Origin of the sequence: Methylobacterium sp. J-090 (genome assembly GCF_022829345.1) — a bacterium.
Lineage (GTDB): Bacteria > Pseudomonadota > Alphaproteobacteria > Rhizobiales > Beijerinckiaceae > Methylobacterium.
Genome location: NZ_JAKSXV010000065.1, coordinates 83,298 through 107,636, shown reverse-complemented (window position 1 = coordinate 107,636; position 24,339 = coordinate 83,298). Strand labels below are relative to the sequence as shown.

Below are 24,339 nucleotides of genomic sequence, written 5' to 3'. Positions count from 1 at the left end.
CGGCCCCCGCGATCAACCGTCATCCGCACGAAAGCCGTGGGTGCGGCGTCGACGATCGGACTTCACGGAAAAGCGGATCGTCGTTAAGCGCGGCTTTACGCTCTTGGGGCACCCTGCGGATCGAAACGAAACAGTCCGGCGCCGCCCTCCGAGCCCGTCTCGCGATGCGGCCGCCCTCCCCCGATCGAGGCGCAGCCCATGACGACAACGGTCCTCATCGTCGATGACGATCCCGTGCAGCGTCGCCTGGCCGAGGCGATGGTGCGCCGGCTCGGCTTCGACGCGAAGGTCGCCGAGAGCGGCGAGGACGGTCTCGGCCTCCTGCGCGCGGGCGAGCCCATCGACGTGATGCTCCTCGACCTCGTGATGCCCGGCGGCCTCGACGGCCTCGGCGTCATGGCCGAGATGCGCAAATCCGGCCTCGACGTGCCGGTCATCGTCCAGACCTCCAACGGCTCCATCGACGCCGTCGTCACCGCCATGCGGGCCGGCGCCGTCGACTTCGTGGTCAAGCCCGCCGGCGCCGAGCGCCTCCAGGTCTCCATCAAGAACGCCCTCAAGGTCGATCAGCTCGAGGAGGAAGTGCGCCGCATGCGCCGGCGCGCCTCCGGCTCCCTCTCGTTCAAGGACCTCACCTCGAAGAGCCCGGACATGGAGCGGGTGATCCGCTTGGCCGAGCGCTCGGCCAAATCCAACATTCCCGTGCTCATCGAGGGCGAATCGGGGGTCGGCAAGGAGGTCCTCGCCCGCGCCATCCAGGGCTCGGGCGACCGGCGCGGCAAGGCGTTCGTGACGGTCAATTGCGGGGCGATCCCCGACAACCTCGTGGAATCGACCCTGTTCGGCCACGAGAAGGGGGCGTTCACCGGTGCCACCGAGCGCCACATGGGCAAGTTCGTCGAGGCGTCGGGCGGCACGCTGTTCCTCGACGAGATCGGCGAGTTGCCCCTCGACGCCCAGGTGAAGCTCCTGCGCGCCCTGCAGGAGGGCGAGGTCGATCCCGTCGGCGCCAAGCGCAGCGTGCGGGTCGACATCCGCCTCGTCTCCGCGACGAACCGCTCGCTCCTCGATCTCGTGAAGCAGGGCCGGTTCCGCGAGGACCTGTATTACCGCCTCAACGTCTTTCCCATGACCCTGCCGCCGCTTCGCGCGCGCCGCGAGGACATCCCCGACCTCGTGCGCTCGTTCTGCGCCCGGTTCGCGGCGGAGGAGGGCAAGAAGGTCCGCGCCATCACGCCCGAGGCCATGGCGCTGCTCACCCGCTACGGCTGGCCCGGCAACGTCCGCCAGCTCGAGAACGCCCTGTTCCGCGCCGTGGTGCTGGCCGACGGCGACGAGCTCACCGTGGCGGAGTTCCCGCAGATCGCCGCCCAGGTCGAGGGCTTCGACGTCCGCATCCCGGCGGCACCCGTGCAGCCCATGGTCCAGGCCGGGGCGCCCGAGCCCGTGCGCGAGATCGTCCGGGTCGAGGTCCGCGATCCCCACGCCATGAGCCTGGTCGCCGAGGAGACCGGCGAGATGAAGACCATGGACGGCCTGGAGGCCGAGATCATCCGCTTCGCCCTGCAATTCTACCGGGGCCGGATGTCGGAGGTCTCGCGCCGCCTCGGAATCGGCCGATCCACCCTCTACCGCAAGCTCAAGGACCTCGGTCTCGACGGCGACGACAAGGCCGAGGAAGCCGCCTGAACCGAAATGACACAGGTACGCCCCGCTCGGGGGCGTGCCGTTGCGCACCCGCGCGCGCCGGTCGATATCTTTAACTGAAGCGACCGGCCGTCCGGTCCGCAGGAGTTGCACCCATGGGCGTCACGCGCTCCGCCTCCGTCGCCGTGTCGGCCCTCATCGCGGGCTGCATCGGCTACGGCGCCCACGCCCAGGTCGCCCACGCCGAGGTCGCCCACGCCGAGGTCGCCCCCGCTCAGGTCGCCGCGCCGGACCGACCGGATGCGCCCCTCATGCAGAAGGCCTCCGTCGATCCCGCGCCTCCGGATGCGTCCAAGACCGTCCCCGTCCCGGTCGCTCCGCCGGCCGCCCCCGAGGTCGCCGCTCCGCCGTCCGAATCGTCCCCCGCCCCCATGGCCGAGGCCCCCCCGCCCCCGCCGGTGCCGAGCGATCCCCTCGGTGCGGCCGTGGCGGCGCGCCTGACCGATCCCGCGCCCCTGCTGCCGCGCCTGACCACGAAGGACCGCGAGGCGATCCAGGCGTTCTACGCGCTCGGCGCCTTCAAGCCCGTCTGGATCGTCGACGGCGCCTACACGGCGGCGGCGAAATCCGCCGCTGCGCGCCTGGCCGCCGCCGGCGAGGACGGCCTCAAGGCCGCCGCCTACCCGGTGCCGGTGCTGGGCACCCAACCCCTCACCGAGGCGCAGGTGGCGGAGGCCGAACTCAAGCTCTCGGCGGCGGTCGCCCTCTATGCCCGCGACGCGCGCGGCGGCCGCATCCACTTGGCCAGCCTGTCGCGCCTCATCACGCCGACCCTCGACCTGCCCGCCGCCGACGCGGTGCTGGGCCGGATCGCCCCGGCCGGCGCGCAGGCCGGCGCCCTGCTCCAGGCCTACAACCCGTCCCAGGCCGGCTACCTCGCCCTGAAAGCCCGCCTCGCCGCCGCCCGGGGCGGCCACGCGCCCGGGCCTGAGCCCACCGTGCAACTGCCGGCCGGGCCGGCGCTCAAGCTCGGCATGCACGACCCCCGCGTGCCGGCCCTGCGCGCCCGCTTCGGCCTCGCGAGCCGCACCGCCGGCACCCTCGACGCCGCGCCGGGCGAGCCCGACGCCTACGACGCGTCCGTCTCCGCCGCCGTCGCCGGGTTCCAGCGCCGCCGGGGCCTGCCCGCCACCGGCACCCTCACCCCGCAGACCGTGGCGGCCCTCGGCCGTCCCGACGCCGCGCCCCCCTCCGACGACAACGAGGCCGCGCTTCTCGTCAACATGGAGCGCTGGCGCTGGCTGCCGGCCGACCTCGGGCGCGACTACGTGATGGTCAACATTCCCGAGTTCCAGGTCCGGGTGTTCAAGGACGGCCGCAAACGCGACGAGGCCCGGGTCATCGTCGGCAAGACCGAGAGCCCGACGCCGATCTTCTCCGGGCTGATGGAGTACGCCGTCGTCAACCCGTCCTGGAACGTGCCGCCCTCGATCCTGAAGAACGAGTTCCTGCCCGGCCTCGCCCGCGACCCGAACTACGCGGCGCGGCGCGGCTACGAGGTGGTCTACCGCAACGGCAACGTCTCGGTCCGCCAGCCGCCGGGCGAGCGCAACGCGCTCGGCTTCATCAAGTTCATGTTCCCCAACAACCACGCGGTCTACCTGCACGATACGCCGAACCGGTCTCTGTTCTCCGGGTCGCGCCGGGCGCTCAGCCACGGCTGCGTGCGCGTCGACGATCCGTTCCGCTTCGCCGATGCGGTCCTGCCGGACGCGTGGTCGGGCGAGCGCCTGAAGAAGCTCATCGGCAAGGGCGAGCGCACGATCCGCCTCGCCGAGAAGCTGCCGGTGCATCTCGCCTACTTCACCGCCTACATCGACGACGCCGGGGGCTACCGGACCCTGCCGGACCTCTACGGCTACGATTCCCGCATGAAGATCGCGCTGGGCCTCGCCCCCGGCAGTCTGCTGGTGGCCAAGGCTTCGGGCGACAAGCCGGCGCCCAAACTCGCCGCTCCGAAACTCCCGGCCCCCAGGCTCGGCGCGCCCAGGCCCTCCGCCGCGCCGGCCGCCGAGGTGCGGCGCAGGTCCGTGCGCGAGGTCCGCTCCGTGGACGCCGCGCCCGCCCGCCCCGCGCGCACCGCCGCCCGCCCGCCGGCTGATTTCGGCGAGCCCGGCCTGTGGACCCCGGCGCCGTCGAGGCCCTCCTCCGGCTGGTGGTAGGCGCCGTCGGCCTTCGGTCGGAAAAACGACGACGAACCCTTGGGAAAACACCCCTCTGTGTGCCCGCGCACGCGGCGGCACGATTTCGCCACGGTTGGACCTTAGCCATAATCGGGATCAACCGGCGAACCGCCGAGGACCCGATAACCGGACGTTCATGGTTTTCGGCAACCTTGCGTTCACCATGATCCGGCCGGTGGGCAGGATCTGGCAGAGGGTAAGGACCATCGTGCGTCAGTTCCTGCGACACGGACCTCGTCCCGGCCCGCGCCTGCGCCGCGCCGCCATCGCCGCCTCCGGCATCGCCCTGGCCCTCGTCGCCGGCACGCGCGGCACCCAGGATGCGGTGGCCAACGGCGACACCCGCACCCTCTCGATCTTTCACAGCCACACCAAGGAAAGCCTCACCGTCACGTTCAAGCGCGACGGGCGCTACGACCGCGCCGCCCTGGAGCAGCTGAACTGGCTCCTGCGCGACTGGCGCGTCGACGAGCCGACCAAGATGGACCCGCGCCTGTTCGACACCGTGTGGGAGGCCTACCGCTCCGTCGGCTCGCAGGAGCCCATCACCGTGGTCTCGGCCTACCGCTCGCCCGGTACCAACGCCATGCTGCGGCGCCGCTCCAGCGCGGTGGCCGAGTACAGCCAGCACATGCTCGGCAAGGCGATGGACTTCTATCTGCCCGACGTCTCCATCGACCAGATCCGGGCCGTCGGCATGCGGATGCAGCGCGGCGGCGTCGGCTGGTATCCCCGCGCGGGCTCGCCCTTCGTCCACCTCGACGTCGGCTCCGTGCGCTCGTGGCCGCGCATGACCCACGACCAGCTCGCCCGCCTGTTCCCCGACGGCAAGACCGTCCACCTGCCCGCCGACAACCGTCCCCTCCCCGGCTACGAACTCGCCCGCGCCGAGGTCCTGGCGCGCGGCGGCACCGTGCTCGGCATCACCCAGGTGGCGCAGGTGGACGAGGATGACGGCCCGAGCATCCGGGGCTTCTTCGCCAGCCTGTTCGGCGGCGGCTCCAGCAGCGAGGCGCCCGCCCCGGCGCCCGCGCCCACGGCGCGCACCCGCGCCAAGCCGACGGTGGTGGTGGCGAGCGCCGACCCGGACGATCAGACCGGCACCCGCGCGGCCCTGGCCTACGCGGCGCCGGCCGCCAGCGACACCCTCAAGTCGGCTCTCCTGCGCCGCGACGGCCGCGACGCCCAGAGCCTGCTCACCGCCGAGCCGAAGGCGGCGGAGCCGGCAGCCCTCGGGGGCGAGGCCAAGGCGACGACGGAGGTCCCCCTGCCCCCGCGCCGTCCCGCCGAGTTCGCCGCCGTGGCCGCGGCGCTGGCCATGCCCCTGCCCCCGCCGCGTCCGTCGGTTCAGGTCGCGGGCCTCGGCACGGCCGGCATGGCCAATCTCGGCGCCGCGTCCAGTCAGACTTCGACCCAGCCCGCCGCCGTCACCCGCCTGGTTCCGGCCAGCGCCGACCCGAAGCTTCAGCTGCGCGCCCTGTTCGCCGCCGCCGCGCAGGGCGCCTCCGAGCCCGCGAGCCGCGCCGTCCCCGTGCGCCTCGCCGTGACCAAAGCCAAGCTCGACGGCGCGCCGGAGGGCAGCCTGACCCAGCCGGCCGCCGTCGCCACCCGCTTCTCCGCCCGCGCGCCCGGCGACGACCTCACCGCCGGCCGCTTCTCGGGCTCGGCCACCCGCGCGGTGCCGGGCGTGCGCTGATCTCGGCTTCGATCGAAAACCGGAAGGGCCGCGGCATTCCTGCCGCGGCCCTTCCGGTTCTGGCGATGGGTCCCGGCGTCACACCATGCCGAGCGCCTGCATGTAGAGCTCGAGGATGGCCTCCTCCTCCTGGCGCTCGGCGTGGTCCTTCTTGCGCAGGGAGATGATCTTGCGCAGGGCCTTCACGTCGAAGCCGGTGCCCTTGGCCTCCGCGTAGACGTCCTTGATGTCCGAGGCGAGGCCGGCCTTCTCCTCCTCCAGGCGCTCGATGCGCTCGATGAAGCTCTTGAGCTGGTCGGCGGCGACGGACGAAGCATCGACGGCGGGTGCGGCGGAAGCGGCCATGGCTGTCTCAATCCCTGATTGGCGGGGCGCAGTCTGTCGAATGCGCCGGAACCGCTTCACTAAGCGTTCAAGCTTACCGGGTTGTTACGGCCCCCGGCCGGGACTGGTCCGACGGGCTAAGCTTTTGTTCCTGAACGGGCTTTCGCCGCCCCCCGGGATCAAGCTCGATGCGGCTGCGTCGCCGCCTTAATGCGGCTCCTCCGCCGGCTTCAATGCGGCTCCGCCGCCGCCTTCAATGCGGCTCCGCCGCCGCCTTGGCGAAGGCCGCTTGCTGATCCGGCGTCGCGTCGGCCTGGTGCAGGCGCTTCCAGTCGGCGTAGGGCATGCCGTAGACGGCCTCGCGGCTCGCATCCTTGGTGAGCGGCAGGCCCTTCGCGTCGGCGGCATCCTTGAGCCAGTTCGACAGGCAGTTGCGGCAGAACCCGGCCATGTTCATCAGGTCGATGTTCTGCACGTCCGTGCGCCCCTGCAGGTGGGCGACGAGGCGGCGGAACACGGCGGCTTCGAGCTCCGTGCGGGTGGCGGCGTCGATCTCGGTTGCGCTGGTCTCGGTCACGGCGATGTCCTCGGTGTGGTGGGCAGATGCTGTGTGACAGGTCGTGTCCAGGCTCGCGCCGTCAAGGACAGGCCGGCCGATTCGGATTCGATGCCCTCGCGTCCAGCCGGGTGCCAAACCGCACGACATTCGGTCCGGGGCGGGACTACATCGACGTTACACAAGAACTCACGGCCCACCGCCTTTCGACGGAGACCGCGATACTCAGAGGTTTACTGTCATGAACACCCGTCTTGCTTCCACCGTCGCTGCCGTCGTCTTGAGCCTGAGCGCGCTGGCGTCCCCGGCCCTGGCCCAGAGCTACACCGCACCCGCCGGCGTTCCGGCCTATGCGGCGCCCGGGTACGCCGGCAACACCGCGCTCGACGACGATGGCCTGACCACGGGGTCCATCGCCCCGCGCCGCAGCGACATATCCGCCAAGGAAGGCAACGCCGAGCAAAACAGCTTCCCGGTCTGGCAGTACGGCCGGACCTCGGGCGGCACGCGTTAAGCGCGCATCCCGTTGCAGGATCGGCCGGACGGCGGGGCGAGAGCCCCGCCGTTTTCGCGTGCCCGGTCCGAAGGTCGGGTCAGGGCAGAAGCGGACGCAGGAGCTTGGCGAAGCGCGTCGCCCATTCGATCTGGCCGGGTTCTTCCGCGATGAGGTCCTGGCGGATCTCCACCAGCGCGTTGCGCAGGCCGCGCGCGAGGGCGTGCCGGTCGATGGTGTCGCCGGGCAAGCCCCCGCCATAGGGCTCGTTGTCCCCCACGGTGAGGCCGGCGGGGTCGGCGCGCAGGCCCGCGATGAGCGGCGCGCTCAGGCGGTCGTCTCGGTCCCACAGGATGCCGACGTGCCAGGGGCGCGGCACCGTGCGCCAGTACGGCGTGAAGCTGTGCATGGTCACGATGGCGAGGGGCACGCCCGTGGCCTCGGCCGCCGCCACGTGGGCGTCGATGGCCGCGTCGAACGGTTCGTAGAACCGGCGGATGCGCGCCTGCTTGCCGGCCTCGTCGATGCGGGCGTTGCCCGGCACGATGGCGCCGTCGGAGAGGCGCATCACCAGGGTCGGGTCGGCCCGGCCCCGGTTGGGGTCGATGATGAGGCGCGAGAACCGGGTCAGGATCGCGGGCACGCCGAGCTGCGCGGCCAGATGCCGGGTCACGGCCGCCGCGCCGATGTCGTAGGCGATGTGGCGGGCGTATTCGTGGTCCGGCACCCCGAGGCGGTCGAGGTCGTCGGGCACGTGGTTCGAGGCGTGGTCGCAGAGGATCAGCAGGCCCCGGGCCGGATCGCCCGGGATGGTCTCGACGGGATGAGGAGGCAGCATGGGCGGCGGGGTCCTGAAGGCTCGGGCAGGCGGGGGCAAACATCCGGCCGCGCGATCGCACAGCTTGCCGCGACGGCGGGCGTCGGGCACAGCACGTATCGCGGACAAGCGCGGGCACGGCAACAATCCGGCGCGCACGAATCCGTCCCGCGAAACAACGATCCGGCGGGGCAACGCCGGGCGGCCTTCCTCGACCTTACCGCGATACACGGACACGCCATGACCGCGCCCTCCTCCGCCGACCACGCCGCCGCCCGCACCCTCCTCCTCGGCATCCTCGACGAGGCCATCGCCGCCGCCCACCCGGCCCGCTGCCTCGTGCCGCACCTGCCGGCCCCCGGCCCCGGCCGCCTCATCATCCTGGGCGCGGGCAAGGCCGGCGGCTCGATGGCGGCGGTGGCGAGCCGGTTCTACCGGGAGGAGCACGGCGTCGACGCGAGCCGCATCGTCGGCCTGGCGGTGGCCCGCCACGGCTACGGCGAGGAGGCGCCGATGATCCGCATGGTCGAGGCCGGGCATCCGGTGCCCGACCAGGCCGGCATCGACGCCACCATCGACGCCCTGAAGATCGCGGCGGATGCCGGCCCGGAGGACGACGTGCTCGTGCTGCTCTCCGGCGGCGGCTCGGCCAACTGGATCGCGCCCGCCGGCGACCTCACGCTCACGGAGAAGCAGTCCATCACCAAGGCGCTCCTGCGCTCGGGCGCGCCCATCAACGAGATCAACTGCGTGCGCAAGCACCTGTCGCGGATCAAGGGCGGGCGCCTCGCCATGATGGCCCGCAACGCCCGCTCGATCCTGACCCTCGCCATCTCGGACGTACCCTTCGACGACCCGGCGGTGATCGCCTCGGGGCCCACCGTGCCGGACCCCTCGACCCTGGCCGAGGCCCGCGCCATCTGCGAGCGGCGCGGCATCCCCCTGCCGGAGACGGCCAAGGCGCTCCTCGCCGACCCCATCAACGAGACCCCGAAGGCGGGCGACGCCGCCTTCGCCCGGGCCGAGTACCGCATCATCGCCCGGCCCATCGACGCCCTGGAGGCGGCAGCCGAGGCCGCGCGCCGCGCCGGCTACACGCCGGTGATGCTCGGTCCCGACGTCGAGGGCGAGGCCCGGGAAGTCGCGGCCGAGCACGCCAAACTCGCCCTCGGGCACCACGCGGCCGGCGCGAAGGTCGCGATCATCTCGGGCGGCGAACTCACCGTCACCATCGTGGGCGAGGGCCATGGCGGTCCGAACCAGGAATACGCCCTGGCGCTCGCCATCGCGCTCGACGGCGCGCCCGGCATCCTCGGCATCGCCGCCGACACCGACGGCACCGATGGCGGGCGCGGCGAGGCCACGGACCCCGCCGGCGGCCTCGTCGATCCCACCACCCTGGCGCGCGCCCGCGCCGCCGGCCTCGACCCCGCCGCCATGCTGGCCGACAACGACTCGACCCGGTTCTTCGACACCCTCGGCGACCTCGTCCAGCCCGGCCCGACCCGCACCAACGTCAACGATTGCCGGGTCATCCTTGTCGGGTAAGGGGATGATTCACCGCCGCTGCGCGAACCCTCTCCTCCGCATGGGGGGGAGGGTTCTGGCGGGCGTGCTCGCGGCTCTCTGCGTGACCACCGCCCCCGCCCATGCCGACCTGCGCATGTGCAACCTCACCACGAGCAAGGTCGGCATCGCGCTCGGCTACCGCGACACGCAGGGGTGGGTGACGGAGGGCTGGTGGGACGTGGCGCCCAAGGGCTGCGAGACCCTGCTCAAGGGCACGCTTGCGGCGCGGTTCTACTACGTGTTCGCCGTGGACTACACGCGCGGCGGCGAGTGGAGCGGGCGCTCGCTCATGTGCACCAAGGACCGCGAGTTCACGATCCGGGGCGTCGAGGACTGCCTGGCACGCGGCTACGACCGCAACGGCTTCTACGAGGTCGATACCGGCGAGCAGAAGAGCTGGACGATCCAGCTCACCGATCCAAACCAGCCGGCGGGCGTGCCGTAGGGCGCGAGGCTGATCGTGTTGCCAGCGTCGGTGGCGATGCCTACCATCCGGTCATGGCAGTTTCGCAATCGCCGCCGGCCAGCCTCACCATCCGCGACCTCGACGGTCGCGTGACCGAGGGGCTGCGCCTTCGTGCGGCCCGCAACGGCCGATCGATGGAAGCGGAGGCGCGCTTCATCCTCTCGGAAACCTTCCTCTCGGAGACTTCGGATTCGGAGACCGGCGACGTGCCGAACCTCGCCGAGGCGATCCGACGTCGGGTCGCACCGCTGGGCGGTGTCGATCTGGAGGCGCATCCGGCCGTGACGCTCGGTGAGCCGCCGTCGCTGGACCCATGATCGTCCTCGACACCAACGTCATCTCGGAGCTGATGCGGCTCAGCCCACATCCGAACGTCCTGGCCTGGGTGGCGGCGCAGCCGCGCGCCGCGCTCTACACCACCAGCATCACCCGGGCGGAACTCCTCTACGGCGTCGCCGCCATGCCCGCCGGCCGCCGGCGGGACGGGTTCACGGCAGTGGTCACGGCGATCTTCGCCGAGGAATTTCCCGGTCGCATCCTGCCGTTCGATGACGCGGCGGCCGATCACGATGCGCGGATCGTCATTACGCGTCGGGCGGCCGGTGCACCGATCGAAGGGTTCGATGCCCTGATCGCGGCTACGACCGCCGCCGCCGGTTTTTCGATCGTCACCCGTGACGTTGGCGGCTTCGCGGGATGCGGTCTCACGATCATCGACCCGTGGCGTGAAGCGCCCTGACGATCCTCATCAGTGCGTCACCGCTGACGGTCCCGGATCGGCCCTGCAACCCCCCCTGTCGACCGACTCCATCCCGCCCTGCCCAGCGCCTCAGGTGGCGCGCAGGCCCGCCTGCACCTTCGCCGGCGTGAACGGCACCGAGCGCAGGCGCGCGCCCGTGGCGTCGAACACCGCGTTGGAGATGGCGCTCGACACGATGGCCGCCGAGGGCTCGCCCGCGCCCCAGGGTTTTTCGCCGGGCCGGTCGATGAGCTCCATGACGATCTCGGGCGCCTCCGGGAAGGTGAGGATCGGATAGGTCGCCCAGTCGAGGCTCGTCACCTGCGCCCGGTCGAAGGTCACCTCCTCCTTCAGGGTCCGGCTCACGGTCTGGAGGATGTTGCCCTCGAGCTGGTTGCGCACCCCGTCCGGGTTGATGATCTGCCCGCAATCCTGGACCACGTAGAACCGCGTCACCCGGATCGCGCCGGACCTGCGGTCCACCTCGACCTCGGCGACGCCCGCCACGTAGGTCCGGTAGAGCTCGTAGCGGACGTAGGAGATGCCGCGCCCGCGCACTACGTCGCCCTGCGTGCCGGCCTTCGGCGACGGGCGGGTCTCCCATTTGGCCAGGGCCATCACCCGGCGCAGCACCTCCGCGCCGCGCGGATCGTCGAGGGCGGCGAGGCGCGCCTCCGCCGGGTCCCTGCCGGCGGCGGCGGCGCACTCGTCGAAGAACGCCTCGTTGGCGAAGGTGTTCTGCATCCGGCCCGGGGTCCGGATCCAGGACGGGCGGAACGGCGTGTCGGCGAGCCGGCGGCACACTGTGCGGACGTTGGGGACGGTGTAGGGGATCGCCGAGTTGTGGATGATGTTGCCCGGCGCCATGGCGGTCTCGTGCGGCAGGCCGGCGAGGTCGGCGGCCACCAGGGCCACGTTGCCGGCCGAACCCTCGGGGATGAGGAACTGCGAGGTCCAAGCCAGGACCTTGCCGTCGGCGTCGAGGCCGGCCTTGAGGTCGATGAGGGTGGGCGGTCCCTTGGGGTCCCAGCCGTGCTCGTCGGCCCGGGACCATTGCACCCGCACGGGGCGGCCCACGGCGCGGGCCAGCAGGGTGGCGTCGGCGGCGGCGTCCTCGTGGCCGTTGCGGCCGTAGCAGCCCGAGCCCTCGACGTAGAGGCAGCGCACCTTGTCCGTGGGGATCGCCGTCATCGCCGCGAGCTGCCGGCGCAGGGCGTGGGTCATCTGCGAGGCGGTCCAGCAGGTGAGCGCTCCGTCCTTGATCTCCGCGATGGCGCAGGACGGCCCGATGGAGCCGTGGGTGTGGATGGCGAAGTCGTAGGTCGCCGACAGGGTACGGGCGGCGCTCTTCAGGGGCTCGTCCGCCGCCCCGACGTTGCTGGTGACATCCTCCTTGGTCACCCGCGTGGCGCGGACGTGGTCCCAGAGCTTGGCCTGCTCGGGCAGGCCGGAGCCCGCCGACCAGCGCGCCTCGAGGGCGTCGGCGGCCCGGATGGCGCCCCATTCGGTCCTGGCGACGACGCCGAGGAAATTGCCCTCGCGCACCACCCGGATCACCCCCGGCAACGCCAGGGCCCGGCTGTCGTTCACGGATTCCAGGGTGGCGCCGAGGGCGGGCGGGCGCACCACCCGGCCGTGGACCATGCCGGGCACCCGCACGTCCTGCATGTAGGTAAAGGTGCCGAAGATCTTGGCCGGGATGTCGAGGCGGGCCACGGGGCGGCCGACGAGGGTGTAGAGCGCCGGGTCCTTCGGCTTGGCCGCCTTGTCGACCTTGAGGTCGAAGCGCCGGTCGCCGATGAGGTCGGCGAAGGTGAATTTTTGCCCGTTGTCCGCGCCGACAATCGACCCGTCCTTCAGGCGCAGGGTCTCGGGCGCGACACCGAGGCGCTCGGCGGCGAGGGTGACCAGGGCCTTGCGGGCCGTGGCCGCCGCCTGCCGGATCTGCGCGCCGCCGTTCTGGATCGACAGGCTGCCGTAGGTCGGTCCCTGGTCGGGGGTGAGGCCGGTGTCGCCCTGGATCACCGTCACGGAGGCGAGCGGCAGGTCGAGCTCCTCCGCCGCCATCTGGGTCAGGGCCGTGCGCACGCCGGTGCCGAGATCGACCTTGCCGGAATAGACGGTGACGCGCCCGTCCGCCCCGATGGTGAGGTAGGCATCGACCTCGTCGACGTTGATGGGTTTCGTCAGGCCCGCCGTCGGCAGGCCGGCGGGCGTGGCGGCCGGCGCGGGCGCCTGGGCTCCGGCCCCGCGCGGCAGGAGCGAGAAGCCCACCACGAGGGCGCCCCCCAGCAGGGCGCGGCGCGAGAGGGCGGTCGGGGCGTCGGGAATCGTGTCGCGCATGGCCAAAACCTCCCGGATCACAGGGTGGATGCGGCGCGCTGCACGGCGCGCACGATTCGGGCATGGGTGCCGCAGCGGCACAGGTTGTTCGCGAGCGCCTGGCGGATCGCGGCCTCGTCGGGCTTGGGACTGTCGGTGAGGAAGGCGGCCGACTGCATGATCATGCCGTTGATGCAGTAGCCGCACTGGGCCGCCTGCTCGGCGATGAACGCCGTCTGCAGGGGATGGGGCGCCTCCTCGGTGCCGAGGCCCTCGAGGGTAACGATCTTCTGGCCGGCCTTCAGGCTGGAGACCGGCGTGATGCAGGAGCGCACGGCGGCGCCGTCGATGTGGACGGTGCACGAGCCGCACTGCCCCAGGCCGCAGCCGAAGCGCGGCCCGTGCAGGCCGAGATCGTCGCGCAGGACGTAGAGCAGGGGCGTTTCGGGATCGTCGAGGCTGACGCGCACGGCGCGTCCGTTGACGTCGAGGGACACCGGCCGGGTCATGGGCGCTTCCTGAGTTCTGTATTCTTGAATCGTTCCTAAGAAGGTGCGGGATCGCCGCATGGGGGTCAAGCAGCCCTATGGGGCCTCCTCCGCGGCCCTTTCGCAGCCGTCCGCGCACCCCCGCGCCATGCGCCCGTCACGGGGCCGGTTTATCCGTGCCGGGCGTGCTCCTTGACGGGGCGGCCAGAGGGGTGCTTCTGGCCGCTCGCTTAACGTCCGGCCATCCGCGAGCCGGCGGGGCGCCGAAGTGCTTGGGATGGAGGCCGGTTTTGAAACGTTCACGCCGCACGAAGATCATCGCGACCCTGGGGCCCGCCTCCGATACCCCGGAGATGATCGAGAAGCTGTTTCGCGCCGGCGCCGACGTGTTCCGCCTGAACATGAGCCACCTCCCCCGCGAAATGCTGCCCGCGAAGATCGAGGTGATCCGCACCATCGAGCGCGAACTGCGCCGGCCCATCGCCGTGCTGGTGGATCTCCAGGGGCCGAAGCTGCGCGTCGCCGCCTTCGCCGAGGGGGCCGCGATCCTGGAGAACGGCGCCACCTTCGTCCTCGACAGCGACCCGACGCCCGGTGACGTGACCCGCGTGTTCCTGCCCCACCCCGAGATCCTCTCGGCCCTGGAGCCCGGCCACGTCGTGATCATCGACGACGGCAAGCTGCGCCTCGTCGTGACGGAGGTGTCCGAGGGGCGCGCCGTCACGAAGGTCGTCATCGGCGGCCGCATCTCCAACCGCAAGGGCGTCTCGCTCCCCGACACGGTGATCCCCGTCGCCGCCATGACGGAGAAGGACCGGGGCGACCTCGAGGCCGGGCTCAACGCCGGTGCCGACTGGATCGCCGTCTCCTTCGTGCAGCGCCCCGAGGATGTGGCCGAGGTGAAGAAGGTGGCGGCCGGCCGCGCCCTGGTCATGGCCAAGATCGAGAAGCCGCAGGCGCTGACCCGCCTCGACGAGATCATCGAGATCTCCGACGGGATCATGGTGGCGCGCGGCGACCTCGGCGTCGAGATGCCCCTGGAGCAGGTGCCCGGCGTGCAGAAGCGCATCACCCGCTCGTCGCGCCGCATGGGCAAGCCCGTCGTCGTGGCGACCCAGATGCTCGAATCGATGATCACCGCGCCGGTGCCGACCCGCGCCGAGGTCTCGGACGTCGCCACCGCAGTCTACGAGGGGGCCGACGCCGTGATGCTCTCGGCCGAGAGCGCGTCGGGCGCCTTCCCCATCGAGGCCATCACCATGATGAGCCGCATCGCCGAGCAGGTCGAGCGCGACGCCCTGTACTGGACCATCCTCACGGCCCAGCGCTCCGAGCCCGACGCCACGGCGTCCGACGCCATCGCGGCGGCCGCCCACCAGATGGTGGACGCCCTGAAGCTCACGGCGATCATGGCCTGGACCCATTCGGGCTCCACCGCCCTGCGGCTCGCCCGCTCGCGGCCCAACGCCACGATCATCGCGCTCACCCCGAAGCGCGAGACGGCGCGGCGCCTGGCCCTGTGCTGGGGCACCCACCCCATCGTCACCAACGACGCCAGCGACGTCGACGACATGGCGTTCCGGGCGGCGAAGTTCGCCGTGCGCGAGCGCTTCGCCGAGATCGGCGACCGGGTGATCGTGGTCGCCGGCGTGCCGTTCGGGACGCCCGGCGCCACGAATCTCGTGCGCATCGCCTTCGTCACCCGCGAGCACGCCGCCAAGGCGTGAGTGCGGTTCTCTCGAATCCCTGCCCCTGGCTGGGATTCGTCAGGTTCGGCGGATGATCGCCGCCGTTCGGTTGCACGACCAGACCTCGTCGAGGTCTGGCCTGAGACTCAAGGCGCGACCGGGTCTCGTTCCGCGGCGATCCGGTCGGCCAGGCGCGCGACCGCGTCCGCCAGGGCGTCCACGGCGACGTATTGGAGCATGTGGCCGATGCCGGGCAGCAGGACGAGGCGGGCTTGTGGGATCGCGGCGGCGAGCGGCACCGCCTGCCGGTCGGCGGGCACGGCCCCGTCGGCATCGCCCGAGATCACCACCGTCGGCACCCTGAGGGCGGCGTAGCGCGGCGCCTGGGCCGCCAGCGCCCCTGGCAGGCCGGCGAGGTCTTGAAGGTTGGCCCGGATCGAGCCCGGGCGCAGCACCAGGGCCGCACGACTGCGGTCGAGGTAGTCCGCCGGGGCGTCCTGCGGGCGGAACACCGCCCCGCCGGCACGCGGCAGGTAATACAGCCCCACGGGGGTCGCGAGCGTCTGGCTAAGGAGCCAGGTCATCGGCGGCCACAGGGCGAGGCGGTAGGTCCACGGCACCGTCCCGGTGCGCGGATACGGCATCGCCACGGGCGCCGCGAGGACGAGGCCCGCGACGCGCTCGGGATGGTCGAGGGCGATGGCCGTGGCGAGCGCCCCGGACCAGGAATGGCCGAGCACGATGGCCGGGCCGATCTTCAGGGACGCCAGGGCCTGCGCGATGGCGTGCCCTTGCGCGGCCGGCGGGGCCATGTCGCGGCCGCCCAGCCGGTCGCTCCAGCCGGAGCCCGGCCGGTCGAAGGCGATCACCCGAAAGCCGTCCGCCGCGAGGCGCCGGCCGATCCCCTCCATGGGGTCGGAGGCGTTGGCCGAGGCACCGTGCAGGAGGACGACGGTGCCGCGCGCCGATGGGTTTGGCCCCGCTTCGATGCTGGCGAGGCGCCCGCCCGGTACCGGCACGAACGGTCCCTGCGGCGGGTGGCGCGCCTCGATCCGCAGGGTGATGAGCAGGGTCGCCAGGGCGCCGGCACCCAGCACCACGGCGACGAGGCCGAGCAGCCCCGCGAACACCTTGAGGAGGATCATGGGGGCCTACAGGTCCCGCCCGTCGACGTCGGGGGCGAGGCGGTCGATGGCGCTCTGCAGCTTGTCCATGCGCGGATACAGGGCGGCGGCCCGGCGGAAGGCTTCCAGCGCCCGGACCTTCTCGTCCATGGAGAGGTAGATCCGGCCGAGCGCCGCCCAGGCCTCGTAGTGCCGGGGCTCGATCACCAGGGTGCGCTTGAGGTCGGTGATGGCGCCGTCATGGTCCTTGAGCAGCCAGAACACCGTCGCCCGGCGGTTCCAGCCCTCGGACCATCCCGGCTCCAGGGTGGTGGCCCGGTCGAGCAGCTCGACGGCGAGGGGAAAATCCTGGCCGCTCATGGCCTGGCGTGCGCGCTCCGTGAGGAGGTCGGCCGTGGCGCTGCCCGAGCGCCCGAGGCGCTGCTCGATGAGGCGGGCGATGCCCTTGGCCTCGGCATCGTCCTCCGCCGCCTTCAGGCGAGCGTAGAGGTCGTCGAGGCTGATGGCGGCCCGGGGCTTTTCGGGTTGCTTATCGGTTGTCCTGGGCGCCGGCAGGGCCCGGGCGAGGGTGACGTCGCCCACGCAAAAAGCCGCGACGAGCGCGGCTTTGAGAAACGTCCGAGGTAGGATCTGGCTGGGCATGGGGGGAGCTTCCTCGCCCCGCCCGGTGCCGTCAACCCGCCGGCTTGCCGCGCCCGCACGGAGGCGGGCGAGGAGGCCTCAGCCCTGGCGCGCCTTGAAGCGCTTCTGGGTCTTGTTGATGATGTAGACCCGGCCCTTGCGGCGCACGATCTGGTTGTCGCGGTGACGGCCACGCAGCGACTTGAGGGAGTTGCGAATCTTCATCGGTCTCACGTCGGCCGGACTTTGAAGCCCGCCGCCTGTCCATGGGGTCTCGGGAACGAGGCACCTCGAACGGCGGCCTCGGCGATGTGTGTGGACGCATCGCGGAAAGGCGGTTGCCTTATCAGGATTCGTACCGCCAAGGCAAGGCGGCGCGACGCGAATCCCGCCGCGCGGCCATGGGGGCCGCACCGGGGGGGATCGCAAGCCCGTAGCACGGATCGCCGCGACGCCCTCCCCCGAAACGAAACGGCCGCCGGGCGGGTGCCGGCGGCCGTATGGCGATGGATGGGTCGGTTGAGGGAGGCGGGGCGTCGGCCCCGTCCCGCTCTCAGGGCCGGGGCGCGGGAGGCGCCGCGGGCACGGCCGGTGGCTCCGTCGCGGGAGCATCGGGCGCCGGGGCCTTCGTCACCTCCGCCACGGTGGTCTTCGTGAGTTCCGGATAGGCCTCCACCACGTGGGCGCCGTTGAGGGGCTTGCTCTGGCCGTTGTGGCAGGTGGTGCAGTTCACCTTGGGCACGTCGCCGAGCACGCCGAGGCGGTTCTTCGGGAACGTCGACGTCAGGGGCTCCATGAAGTTGCCGTTGATGTCCCGCACCATGCGGATGCCGTGCCAGGCGGTGGTGCGCTGGGGCGTGCTCTGCTGCCAGTTCGAGATGGCCCGGGTGTTGTGGCAGAAGGTGCAGTTGACCCCGAGCCCTTCCGACATGTGGATCATCAGGCCGTAGGTCTTCTCCGCGTCCTGGATCGGCTTGCCCTTGGTGGTCGGCAACGCCGTGGTGGCGTTCACCCGGATGGCGTTGTTGTCGATGGTCTTGTCGGCGAGGTATTCCGTCAGGGTGTCGTAGGGCAGCGAGGCGAGGCCGACCGAGGGGGCGGCCATGTTCTGCCCGTTGTTGCGGGACACGAACCCCGAAGTGTGGTTCGGGCCCGGGTTGGTGAACCAGATATTGGCCGGCACGGGCTGGCCGCGATGGCAGGTGTAGCAGGTCACGCCGGCCCCACCGACGTGGCCCGCCTTCCAGTCGCTGTTGATGTGCTGGGTCATCTGAAGCATCCGCCGGGCGACGCGCTTCTGGTAGAGGCTGTCGTCGGCCATGTTCTCGGTGTTGTGGCAGTAGGTGCAGCCCTGCTCAGGGCTGACCCACTCCGTCATCGAGACCATGAGGCGGTTGAATTCGTTCGTCGTGAGGCCGCTGAGAACCTTGACGTTCTCGTAGGTCTGCCCGGCGAGTTCGCCGCCCTCCTCCGCCGGATCGGCGGGGGCGGGCGCCAGGTTGGCGTCCTTTTTCTCCGCGACCTCCGCGCGGGTGTGGACTTGGTCCATGCCCGTGCCGCGAAAGCCGTTCTGCGTGGTGGTGAGCGGGGGCCGCTCCCAGCCCGAGGTGCCGAACATCGCCACCGTGAGGAAGAAGGCGATGGAGGCCCCGAGGACGACGAAGAAGGTCTTCATGGGGTCCCTCCGGGCTGGCTCAGGGGATCGACGATGGGAGCGTAGACCTGCGGGTAGGCCGGGGCGACGCCGTGCTTGACCGCCCAGAGGTACCAGTTGTCGACCACCGTGCCGGTGAGCAGGATGCCGATGCCGCCCGTCAGCGTGGTCAGGACCGCGAACCACCAGGCCCAGCGGTGGACGGATTCCATGGTGGCGTTGAAGCCCATGGTCCAGCGCCAGAACAGGGCGGCGCGTTCCGTCGCCGTGCCGCGATCGACGATCTGATCGATCTCACGCTCGCCGCCGAAGCGGCTCACCGCCAGGATGGTGCCGCCGTGCATGGCGAACAGCAGCGTCGATCCGTAGAGGAACACGATCGAGAGCATGTGGAACGGGTTGTAGAACAGGTTGCCGTAGCGCAGCGAGAACGCGGCGGTCCAGTCGAGGTGCGGGAAGATGCCGAACGGCACCGCCTCGCTCCACGAGCCCATCAGCACCGGCCGGATGAAGCCGAGGACGAGGAACAGCCAGATCGCGGAGGCGAAGGCCCAGGGCACGTGGTAGCCGAGCCCCAGGGCCTTGGCCCGGCGGAACAGCCGCAGCCACCACAGCAGCACCGACGCCGTGAGGAAGAAGCCGGCGATGAGCCACCACCCGCCCTCGGCGAGCGGCGGCAGGATCTTGAGGCCGTATTGCGGGCGTGGCGGCTCGAGGGCGAGCCAGGGGAGCTGGCGCACGAACTGGACCGGGTCCCAGTTCACGCTGGCCCACATGTTGAGGCCGATGATCTCGAAGGCGATGAGACCGCAGGCGAAGGAGAGCGCGCCGAGATAGCCGATATAGATCGGGCCGACCTGTGAATTGCCGATGAGGCCGAACAGGTAGGAGTTGAACGGCTTGCCCCAGCGCTTGTCGGAATCGACGGGCACCCCGAGTTCCGGGACGACGGGACGGACCTGCACTTCCGTGAAGATGTTCTGATAGTAGGCCATGTGCGGTTCCCCCTCTCAGCGCCAGACCGGGAGATTGAGCCACCAGCCCCACCATTCCGGCCAGCCACGGGTCCAGAACGGGCCGCTGATGACGATGCAGACGGCGCTCCAGAAGCCCGCCGACAGGGCGAGGAACAGGCCCAGCCGGTGGATGCCGAGCGTGCCGATGGAGTAGCCGATGGTGTCGCGGAAGAAGGTGTCCTCGTGCTCGGGCGTCTTCACCACCTCGCCCTTGCCCGGATTGGTCGAGGACAGGATCAGCGAACCGTGGAGCGAGAGCGCCAGCGTCGTCGTGAAGAAGAACGACACGGCGAGCATGTGCGCCGGATTGTAGTGGAAGTGCAGGTACTGGTACCCGGTGTTCGAGACCCAATCGAGGTGGGAGAGGATGCCGTAGGGGAAGCCGTGACCCCAGGCGCCCATGAGGAGCGGACGGACAACCACCAGGGAGACGTAGGCGAGGATCGCCACCGAGAAGGCGAAGGGCACGTGGTAGCCGATGCCGAGCTTGCGGCAGATCTCGACCTCGCGCAGCGCCCAGGACGAGAACGCCCCGACGGCGCAGAAGGTGATGATCTGCCAGAGACCGCCCTCCTTGAGGGGGGCGAGCGCCAAGCCGTATTTCAGGTCGGGCGGCGCGATGTTGATCTGCCAGATGTTCCAGGTCGGCCCGAGCGCCGCGCCGTAGATGATCAGCGCCGTGCCGAGCACGGAGAAGAACAGCGTGGTGACGCCGAAGAAGCCGACGTAGAACGGTCCCACCCAGAAATCGAACAGGTCTCCGCCGACCAGCGTGCCGCCGCGGACGCGGTATTTTCGTTCAAAACTCAGCATCGCCATCGCGAAACCCTCCCGGCGCCACGGTTCTTCTCGGGTTTTTTGGGAGTGGCGCGGGCGGGGGCCGAGGAACTCGGCCGCCCGCCCGCTGACCTTGCTCGGGCGCGCCCGTCAGGCGGGCATCGTCGGCAGGACGAGGCTCTGGGCGTTGGCCGCGCGCGGGGCTTTGGGGCCTTCCAGCCAGTTGAACCGGTCGGTGCTGAGCAGGATGAAGTGGATCAGCAGGGCCAGGATGAACAGGAAGGTGAACAGCGCCACCAGGGTGCGGCGCGGATCGAACAGGAGCCAGACCTTGTGCATGGTGCGTCCTCCTCAGGAAATCAGCGAGGCGACGGTCTGGGCCGCCGTCTCCAGGGCGGCGTAGCCCTTGGGTCCCGGCAGCCACGGGCGCCACATCCACACGAGGATGTGGGCGACCACGGCGATGGCCGTGAAGATGATGAAGCTCGTCAGGAAGATCGCGTGGAACTCCTTGGCTTCGGGTTCCGTCAGCCCGGACAGGCTGCTGGGTTTCTCGACTATGCCGTTGGCCATCGGTTCAACCTCCGTGGGTCTGGCCGCGCGGGGGCGCGGCGGCTGTCACCGGGGCCTTGGCGGCTCCGGCGGTCCTTCCCTCCGTGCGACGGATGGGAGGTCGGTGGCGGGCGGACCGACGGGCCTCACCCGAAGGCGGATCACCCCATGGAGACGCGAATCATCCCATGAAGACGAAAGGGAGGGCCGAGACGGCCATGCTGCGCGCCTCGGCGAAGACCGAGCGCCGCTGCGGCGCGATTCCGACCGGATGGGCCGGCATCACCCGCTGGGCGCAGGCGGCGGCGAGGAAGAACGGATAGGTCGCGGCCAGGATGAGGCGGAACTGGACCGCGTCCTGATGCAGGCGGGAGACCGGGTTCAGCGAGCGTTGCATGGGGCACGTCTCCTGTGGGCGGATCGTTGCGGCGCTGGGCGTCGGGCAGGGGCCGGTTGGACGGCGCCGCGCCGTTCCAGCCGGAAAGGGAAGGCGCGCGCGCATTCATGCGGCGGCCCCGAGGGCGGTATCGGCGCGGGCGCGCGCGACGTGATCGGGGGTGACGCGGGGCGCGTCCTCGCGGCGCGCGGCCCGCTCGGCGGCATCCCGCAGGCGCTTGGCCGCCGAGATCCGCACCAGCACCGGATGGGACTCCACCAGGGCCTCGAGATCGGCCCGCGCCGCCTCGTCCCACGGCAGCTCGCGGTGGAGCCGCCCCGGCGTCGCCTCGACCGCATCCATGTCGCGGGCCAGCGGCAGGATGTGGAAGAGCATGTCGAACAGGGCGTTGCAGACCTCCTGGACGAGGTAGGTCGCGCCCGAGAACCCCATGAACGGCGTGCCGGTGTGGCGCCGGATGATGGCGCCGGGGAACGAGGCCGGGACGAAGATCGCCCGCGCACCGGCCTCGGCCGCGTACATCCGCTCGTTGAACGACCCGAACAGCACCAGGGGCGGATTTTTCGCGATGAGGTCGCGGATGGCGGCGTTGTCGGTCTTGGCGCCGGCCCTGCGGGACACCGCGAAATGGCAGGGCAGGCCCATCTCGTCCTCGAGGAAGTGGCGCACGCCCCGCGCGTAGGTGTCGCTCGCCACGATGCCGAAGCTCGCCGTGCCGAAGAAGTCCTGGGTCACCGAGCGCCACAGGTCCCAGACCGGCTTGATCGTCGTGTGCTTCTCGCGCTCGATGAACGGCTCGGGGTCGAGGCCGAGGAGTTCGCCGAGCGAGCGCAGGAACTTGGTGGTCGAGTGGATGCCGATGGGCGCCTGGAGGTAGGGCCGCTCCAGGGCCTCGCAGAGCAGGCGGCCGAACTCGCGGTAGAGGCAGATGTTGGCGTCCGCGTTCACGAGTTTGGGAACGTCGGCCAGATGCGAGCCGAGCGGAAAGGCGAGGTTCACCTCGGCGCCGATGCCCTCGACGAGCCGGCGGATCTCGGCGAGGTCGGACGGCATGTTGAAGGTGCCGTAGGCCGGGCCGATGAGGTTGACGCGGGGGCGCTCGCCGGCCTTGCGCTCGGGTCTCGCCGGGATGCCCTTCTTGGCGAATTTCCGCGCGCCGTATTCCTGCCAGAGCCAGGCCATGGCCCGGTCGGCGGCCTGCCACTGGTCCTCGTCGATGGTGCGCGGCAGGAAGCGCTGGAGGTTGGTGCCCTCCGGGGTGACGCCGCCGCCGATCATCTCGGCGATGGAGCCGGTGACGACGACGCTGGGCTGGCCCGGATCGAGGGTGGCGTGCGCCCGCTTCATCGCGGCTTCGGTGCCGTGGCGGCCGAGCTCCTCCTCCGCCAGTCCCGTGACCACGATGGGCAGCTCGTGCGGCGGCAGGGCGTCGGTGTAGTGCAGCACCGAGGTGACGGGCAGGTTCTCGCAGCCGACGGGCCCGTCGATGACGACCTGCAGCCCCTTGATGGCGGTGAAGACGTAGACGGCGCCCCAGTAGCCGCCGGCCCGGTCGTGATCGAGGACGAGCATCAGGCCATCTCCCCGATCGGATCGTGGGCGGGCTTGCCCCGGGGCGCGACGGTGACGGCCTTGCGCAGCTGCGGGACGTCCTCCCAGATGCCGGCACTGTGGCCCTCGCCGACACCGGCGAAGAAATCCCGCATGGCGTCGAAGCGGTGCCGGTTGCCGATGGCCGCGTTGATGACCTTGGCGAGCGACCCGGCGCCCGCGACGCCCATGAGCGGGCGGGCCGAGATGAGGTTGGTGAAGTACAGGGCCGGGATCGCCAGGGCTTTCGCCTTCTGCACCACCGGGGTGGTGCCGATGGCGAGATCCGGCCGGAATTCCATCAGGGCGGCGAGATCGTCCTCCAGGGAGGCGCGGAACCGTACGGCGACGCCGCGCGCTTCGAGCCAGTCCCGATCGGCCTCGGCATAGGGTGTGCGCGGGCAGGCGGTGCCGACGTAGCGCAGATCGGCGCCGCTCTCGACGAGGAGGCGCCCGACGAGGAGTTCCGAACCCTCGTAGCCCGAGAGGGTGATGCGCCCCCGGATCGGGGTCGCGGCGAGTGCGCCACGGATCATCGGCAGCATCCGGTTCTTGGCCGCTTCCACCGTGGCGCGGGGGACGGCACAGGCCTCGCCGATCCGGTCGAGCCAGTCGGCGGTGCCGTCGTGGCCCACGGGGGCGGAGCCGACGACGGGGCGGCCCGCCGCCTGGAACTCGCGGATGGAGGCGGTGTAGAACGGGTGGATCGCCGCCACCGCCGCGCAATCGAGGGCCGCGTAGAGCTCGCGCCATTCGCGGGTGGGGACGACGGGACCGGCGGCGAGGCCCAGGGGCTCGAGAAGGCCGCCGATCACCACCGGGTCGGCGGGGAACATCTCGCCGAGCAGGGCCACGGTGGGGCGCTCGGCCCGCCCCGTGCGGGGCGCCTGGACGGGACCCTGCTCGGCCTCCGTGCGGGCGAACTTCAGCATGGCGCCGGCGAGCACGTCCTTCGCCTCGGCGTGGGTCGGCACCCCGAAGCCCGGCACGTCGATACCGATGATGCGGACCCCGTCGATCTGCTTGGGCAGGAGCCGCAGGGGCACGCCCGAGGCGGTCGGCACGCACAGGTTGATCACCACGACGGCGTCGTGATCGGCGGGTTTCGCCACGTCGAACACCGCCTCGCGGATGTCCTCGAACAGCTTTCCGGTCACGAGCGTCTCGGAATTGAACGGCACGTAGCCGACGCTCCGCTTCGCCCCGTAGAAATGCGAGGTGAAGGTCAGGCCGTAGACGCAGCAGGCCGAGCCCGAGAGGATCGTCGCCGTGCGCCGCATGCGCAGGCCGACGCGGAGGGAGCCGAAGGCCGGGCACATGCTCTGGGGCTGGTCGTGCGGGCCCGCCGGGTAGTCCTTTCGAAGCTGCTCCAGCGTCTCCGACATCCCGGCGGCCTCGGCCGCCGCCCGCATCGTCGCCTTGCCGGAATGGCAGCCGAGGCCGTCGCTCGTCGCGGCAGCGAGGTTCACCACCTCGGCCGGGACGGCCGGGGCCGCCAGGGTCGAGGCGGGGCGCTCCTTACGGGCGCGCAGATCGGCGATGTCGAGGGTGACGGCCATG

General features: G+C 71.3%; 25 protein-coding genes. 9 read left to right on the top strand and 16 right to left on the bottom strand.

Features of this window, described 5'->3' with window-relative positions:
• Positions 1-198 precede the first annotated feature (198 nt).
• From MKK49_RS10130 to MKK49_RS10120, 3 genes are all read left to right on the top strand, one after another.
• Positions 199-1,689 (top strand): sigma-54-dependent transcriptional regulator, encoded by a 1,491-nt coding sequence (locus tag MKK49_RS10130; protein WP_244028095.1) that lies wholly within the window; start codon positions 199-201, stop codon positions 1,687-1,689.
• 113 nt (positions 1,690-1,802) lie between these two features.
• Positions 1,803-3,869 (top strand): murein L,D-transpeptidase, encoded by a 2,067-nt coding sequence (locus MKK49_RS10125; RefSeq protein WP_244028093.1) that lies wholly within the window; start codon positions 1,803-1,805, stop codon positions 3,867-3,869.
• A 184-nt stretch (positions 3,870-4,053) separates the two neighbouring features.
• Positions 4,054-5,586, top strand: a complete 1,533-nt coding sequence (locus MKK49_RS10120; RefSeq protein WP_409565050.1) for a DUF882 domain-containing protein — start codon at positions 4,054-4,056, stop codon at positions 5,584-5,586.
• 78 nt (positions 5,587-5,664) lie between these two features.
• Here the strand turns inward: MKK49_RS10120 and MKK49_RS10115 are convergent, their stop codons facing one another.
• A complete protein-coding gene (locus MKK49_RS10115) occupies positions 5,665-5,931 on the bottom strand; it encodes a DUF2312 domain-containing protein (protein WP_056096607.1) in 267 nt (88 codons plus the stop codon).
• A gap of 232 nt (positions 5,932-6,163) precedes the next feature.
• Positions 6,164-6,487, bottom strand: coding sequence for a DUF1244 domain-containing protein (locus tag MKK49_RS10110; RefSeq protein WP_244028091.1), 324 nt, complete (start codon positions 6,485-6,487; stop codon positions 6,164-6,166).
• 220 nt (positions 6,488-6,707) lie between these two features.
• Between MKK49_RS10110 and MKK49_RS10105 the strand changes: the two genes are divergently transcribed.
• A complete protein-coding gene (locus MKK49_RS10105; protein ID WP_244028090.1) occupies positions 6,708-6,980 on the top strand; it encodes a hypothetical protein in 273 nt (90 codons plus the stop codon).
• Positions 6,981-7,059: 79 nt separating this feature from the next.
• Here the strand turns inward: MKK49_RS10105 and MKK49_RS10100 are convergent, their stop codons facing one another.
• Complete coding sequence (locus MKK49_RS10100; protein WP_244028089.1) at positions 7,060-7,797, bottom strand: N-formylglutamate amidohydrolase; 738 nt, start codon at positions 7,795-7,797, stop codon at positions 7,060-7,062.
• A gap of 219 nt (positions 7,798-8,016) precedes the next feature.
• Here MKK49_RS10100 and MKK49_RS10095 point away from each other — a divergent pair, with 219 nt between their 5' ends.
• Genes MKK49_RS10095 through MKK49_RS10080 form a run of 4 tightly spaced genes read left to right on the top strand, consistent with a single transcriptional unit; the run spans position 8,017 to position 10,550 of the window.
• Complete coding sequence (locus MKK49_RS10095) at positions 8,017-9,324, top strand: glycerate kinase (protein ID WP_244028088.1); 1,308 nt, start codon at positions 8,017-8,019, stop codon at positions 9,322-9,324.
• 40 nt (positions 9,325-9,364) lie between these two features.
• The gene (locus MKK49_RS10090) at positions 9,365-9,790 is read left to right on the top strand and encodes a DUF1036 domain-containing protein (protein WP_244028086.1); all 426 of its coding nucleotides are present in this window, start codon (positions 9,365-9,367) and stop codon (positions 9,788-9,790) included.
• A 53-nt stretch (positions 9,791-9,843) separates the two neighbouring features.
• Complete coding sequence (locus MKK49_RS10085) at positions 9,844-10,128, top strand: FitA-like ribbon-helix-helix domain-containing protein (RefSeq protein ID WP_279595448.1); 285 nt, start codon at positions 9,844-9,846, stop codon at positions 10,126-10,128.
• The gene (locus MKK49_RS10080; protein ID WP_244028082.1) at positions 10,125-10,550 is read left to right on the top strand and encodes a type II toxin-antitoxin system VapC family toxin; all 426 of its coding nucleotides are present in this window, start codon (positions 10,125-10,127) and stop codon (positions 10,548-10,550) included. The genes MKK49_RS10085 and MKK49_RS10080 overlap by 4 nt, the downstream gene beginning before the upstream one ends.
• A gap of 90 nt (positions 10,551-10,640) precedes the next feature.
• Here MKK49_RS10080 and MKK49_RS10075 read toward each other — a convergent pair whose 3' ends face one another.
• Together MKK49_RS10075 and MKK49_RS10070 are read right to left on the bottom strand one after the other, a co-directional pair.
• On the bottom strand, positions 10,641-12,893 hold the full coding sequence (locus MKK49_RS10075) for a xanthine dehydrogenase family protein molybdopterin-binding subunit (RefSeq protein ID WP_244028081.1): 2,253 nt from the start codon (positions 12,891-12,893) through the stop codon (positions 10,641-10,643).
• 17 nt (positions 12,894-12,910) lie between these two features.
• The gene (locus MKK49_RS10070) at positions 12,911-13,381 is read right to left on the bottom strand and encodes a (2Fe-2S)-binding protein (protein ID WP_244028080.1); all 471 of its coding nucleotides are present in this window, start codon (positions 13,379-13,381) and stop codon (positions 12,911-12,913) included.
• A 269-nt stretch (positions 13,382-13,650) separates the two neighbouring features.
• Between MKK49_RS10070 and pyk the strand changes: the two genes are divergently transcribed.
• Complete coding sequence (gene pyk / locus MKK49_RS10065; protein WP_244028079.1) at positions 13,651-15,087, top strand: pyruvate kinase; 1,437 nt, start codon at positions 13,651-13,653, stop codon at positions 15,085-15,087.
• Between the two features lie 107 nt (positions 15,088-15,194).
• On the opposite strand, the gene MKK49_RS10060 is transcribed toward pyk, so the two are convergent.
• From MKK49_RS10060 to bchY, 11 genes are all read right to left on the bottom strand, one after another.
• Positions 15,195-16,193, bottom strand: a complete 999-nt coding sequence (locus MKK49_RS10060; RefSeq protein WP_244028078.1) for an alpha/beta fold hydrolase — start codon at positions 16,191-16,193, stop codon at positions 15,195-15,197.
• A gap of 6 nt (positions 16,194-16,199) precedes the next feature.
• Positions 16,200-16,814: a tetratricopeptide repeat protein gene (locus MKK49_RS10055; protein WP_244028077.1), complete on the bottom strand. Its 615-nt coding sequence runs from the start codon at positions 16,812-16,814 to the stop codon at positions 16,200-16,202.
• A 78-nt stretch (positions 16,815-16,892) separates the two neighbouring features.
• Entirely contained in the window at positions 16,893-17,018 is a 126-nt protein-coding gene (gene ykgO, locus MKK49_RS10050) for a type B 50S ribosomal protein L36 (protein ID WP_055886195.1), read from the bottom strand.
• A 328-nt stretch (positions 17,019-17,346) separates the two neighbouring features.
• Positions 17,347-18,468 carry a photosynthetic reaction center cytochrome PufC gene (pufC, locus tag MKK49_RS10045; RefSeq protein WP_244028076.1) on the bottom strand — a complete coding sequence of 374 codons (1,122 nt, stop codon included), beginning with the start codon at positions 18,466-18,468 and terminating at the stop codon, positions 17,347-17,349.
• Positions 18,465-19,442, bottom strand: coding sequence for a photosynthetic reaction center subunit M (pufM, locus tag MKK49_RS10040; protein ID WP_244028074.1), 978 nt, complete (start codon positions 19,440-19,442; stop codon positions 18,465-18,467). The genes pufC and pufM overlap by 4 nt, the downstream gene beginning before the upstream one ends.
• Before the next feature lie 15 nt (positions 19,443-19,457).
• Entirely contained in the window at positions 19,458-20,282 is an 825-nt protein-coding gene (pufL, locus tag MKK49_RS10035; protein ID WP_244028072.1) for a photosynthetic reaction center subunit L, read from the bottom strand.
• A 108-nt stretch (positions 20,283-20,390) separates the two neighbouring features.
• Positions 20,391-20,579: a light-harvesting antenna LH1, alpha subunit gene (pufA, locus tag MKK49_RS10030; protein WP_244028071.1), complete on the bottom strand. Its 189-nt coding sequence runs from the start codon at positions 20,577-20,579 to the stop codon at positions 20,391-20,393.
• Between the two features lie 12 nt (positions 20,580-20,591).
• Entirely contained in the window at positions 20,592-20,813 is a 222-nt protein-coding gene (pufB, locus tag MKK49_RS10025) for a light-harvesting antenna LH1, beta subunit (RefSeq protein WP_056096638.1), read from the bottom strand.
• 160 nt (positions 20,814-20,973) lie between these two features.
• Complete coding sequence (locus tag MKK49_RS10020; protein WP_244028069.1) at positions 20,974-21,189, bottom strand: hypothetical protein; 216 nt, start codon at positions 21,187-21,189, stop codon at positions 20,974-20,976.
• 105 nt (positions 21,190-21,294) lie between these two features.
• Complete coding sequence (gene bchZ / locus MKK49_RS10015) at positions 21,295-22,761, bottom strand: chlorophyllide a reductase subunit Z (protein ID WP_244028067.1); 1,467 nt, start codon at positions 22,759-22,761, stop codon at positions 21,295-21,297.
• Complete coding sequence (gene bchY, locus MKK49_RS10010) at positions 22,761-24,338, bottom strand: chlorophyllide a reductase subunit Y (protein WP_244028066.1); 1,578 nt, start codon at positions 24,336-24,338, stop codon at positions 22,761-22,763. Before bchY ends, bchZ begins: the two co-directional genes overlap by 1 nt.
• Between the last annotated feature and the right edge of the window lies 1 nt (position 24,339).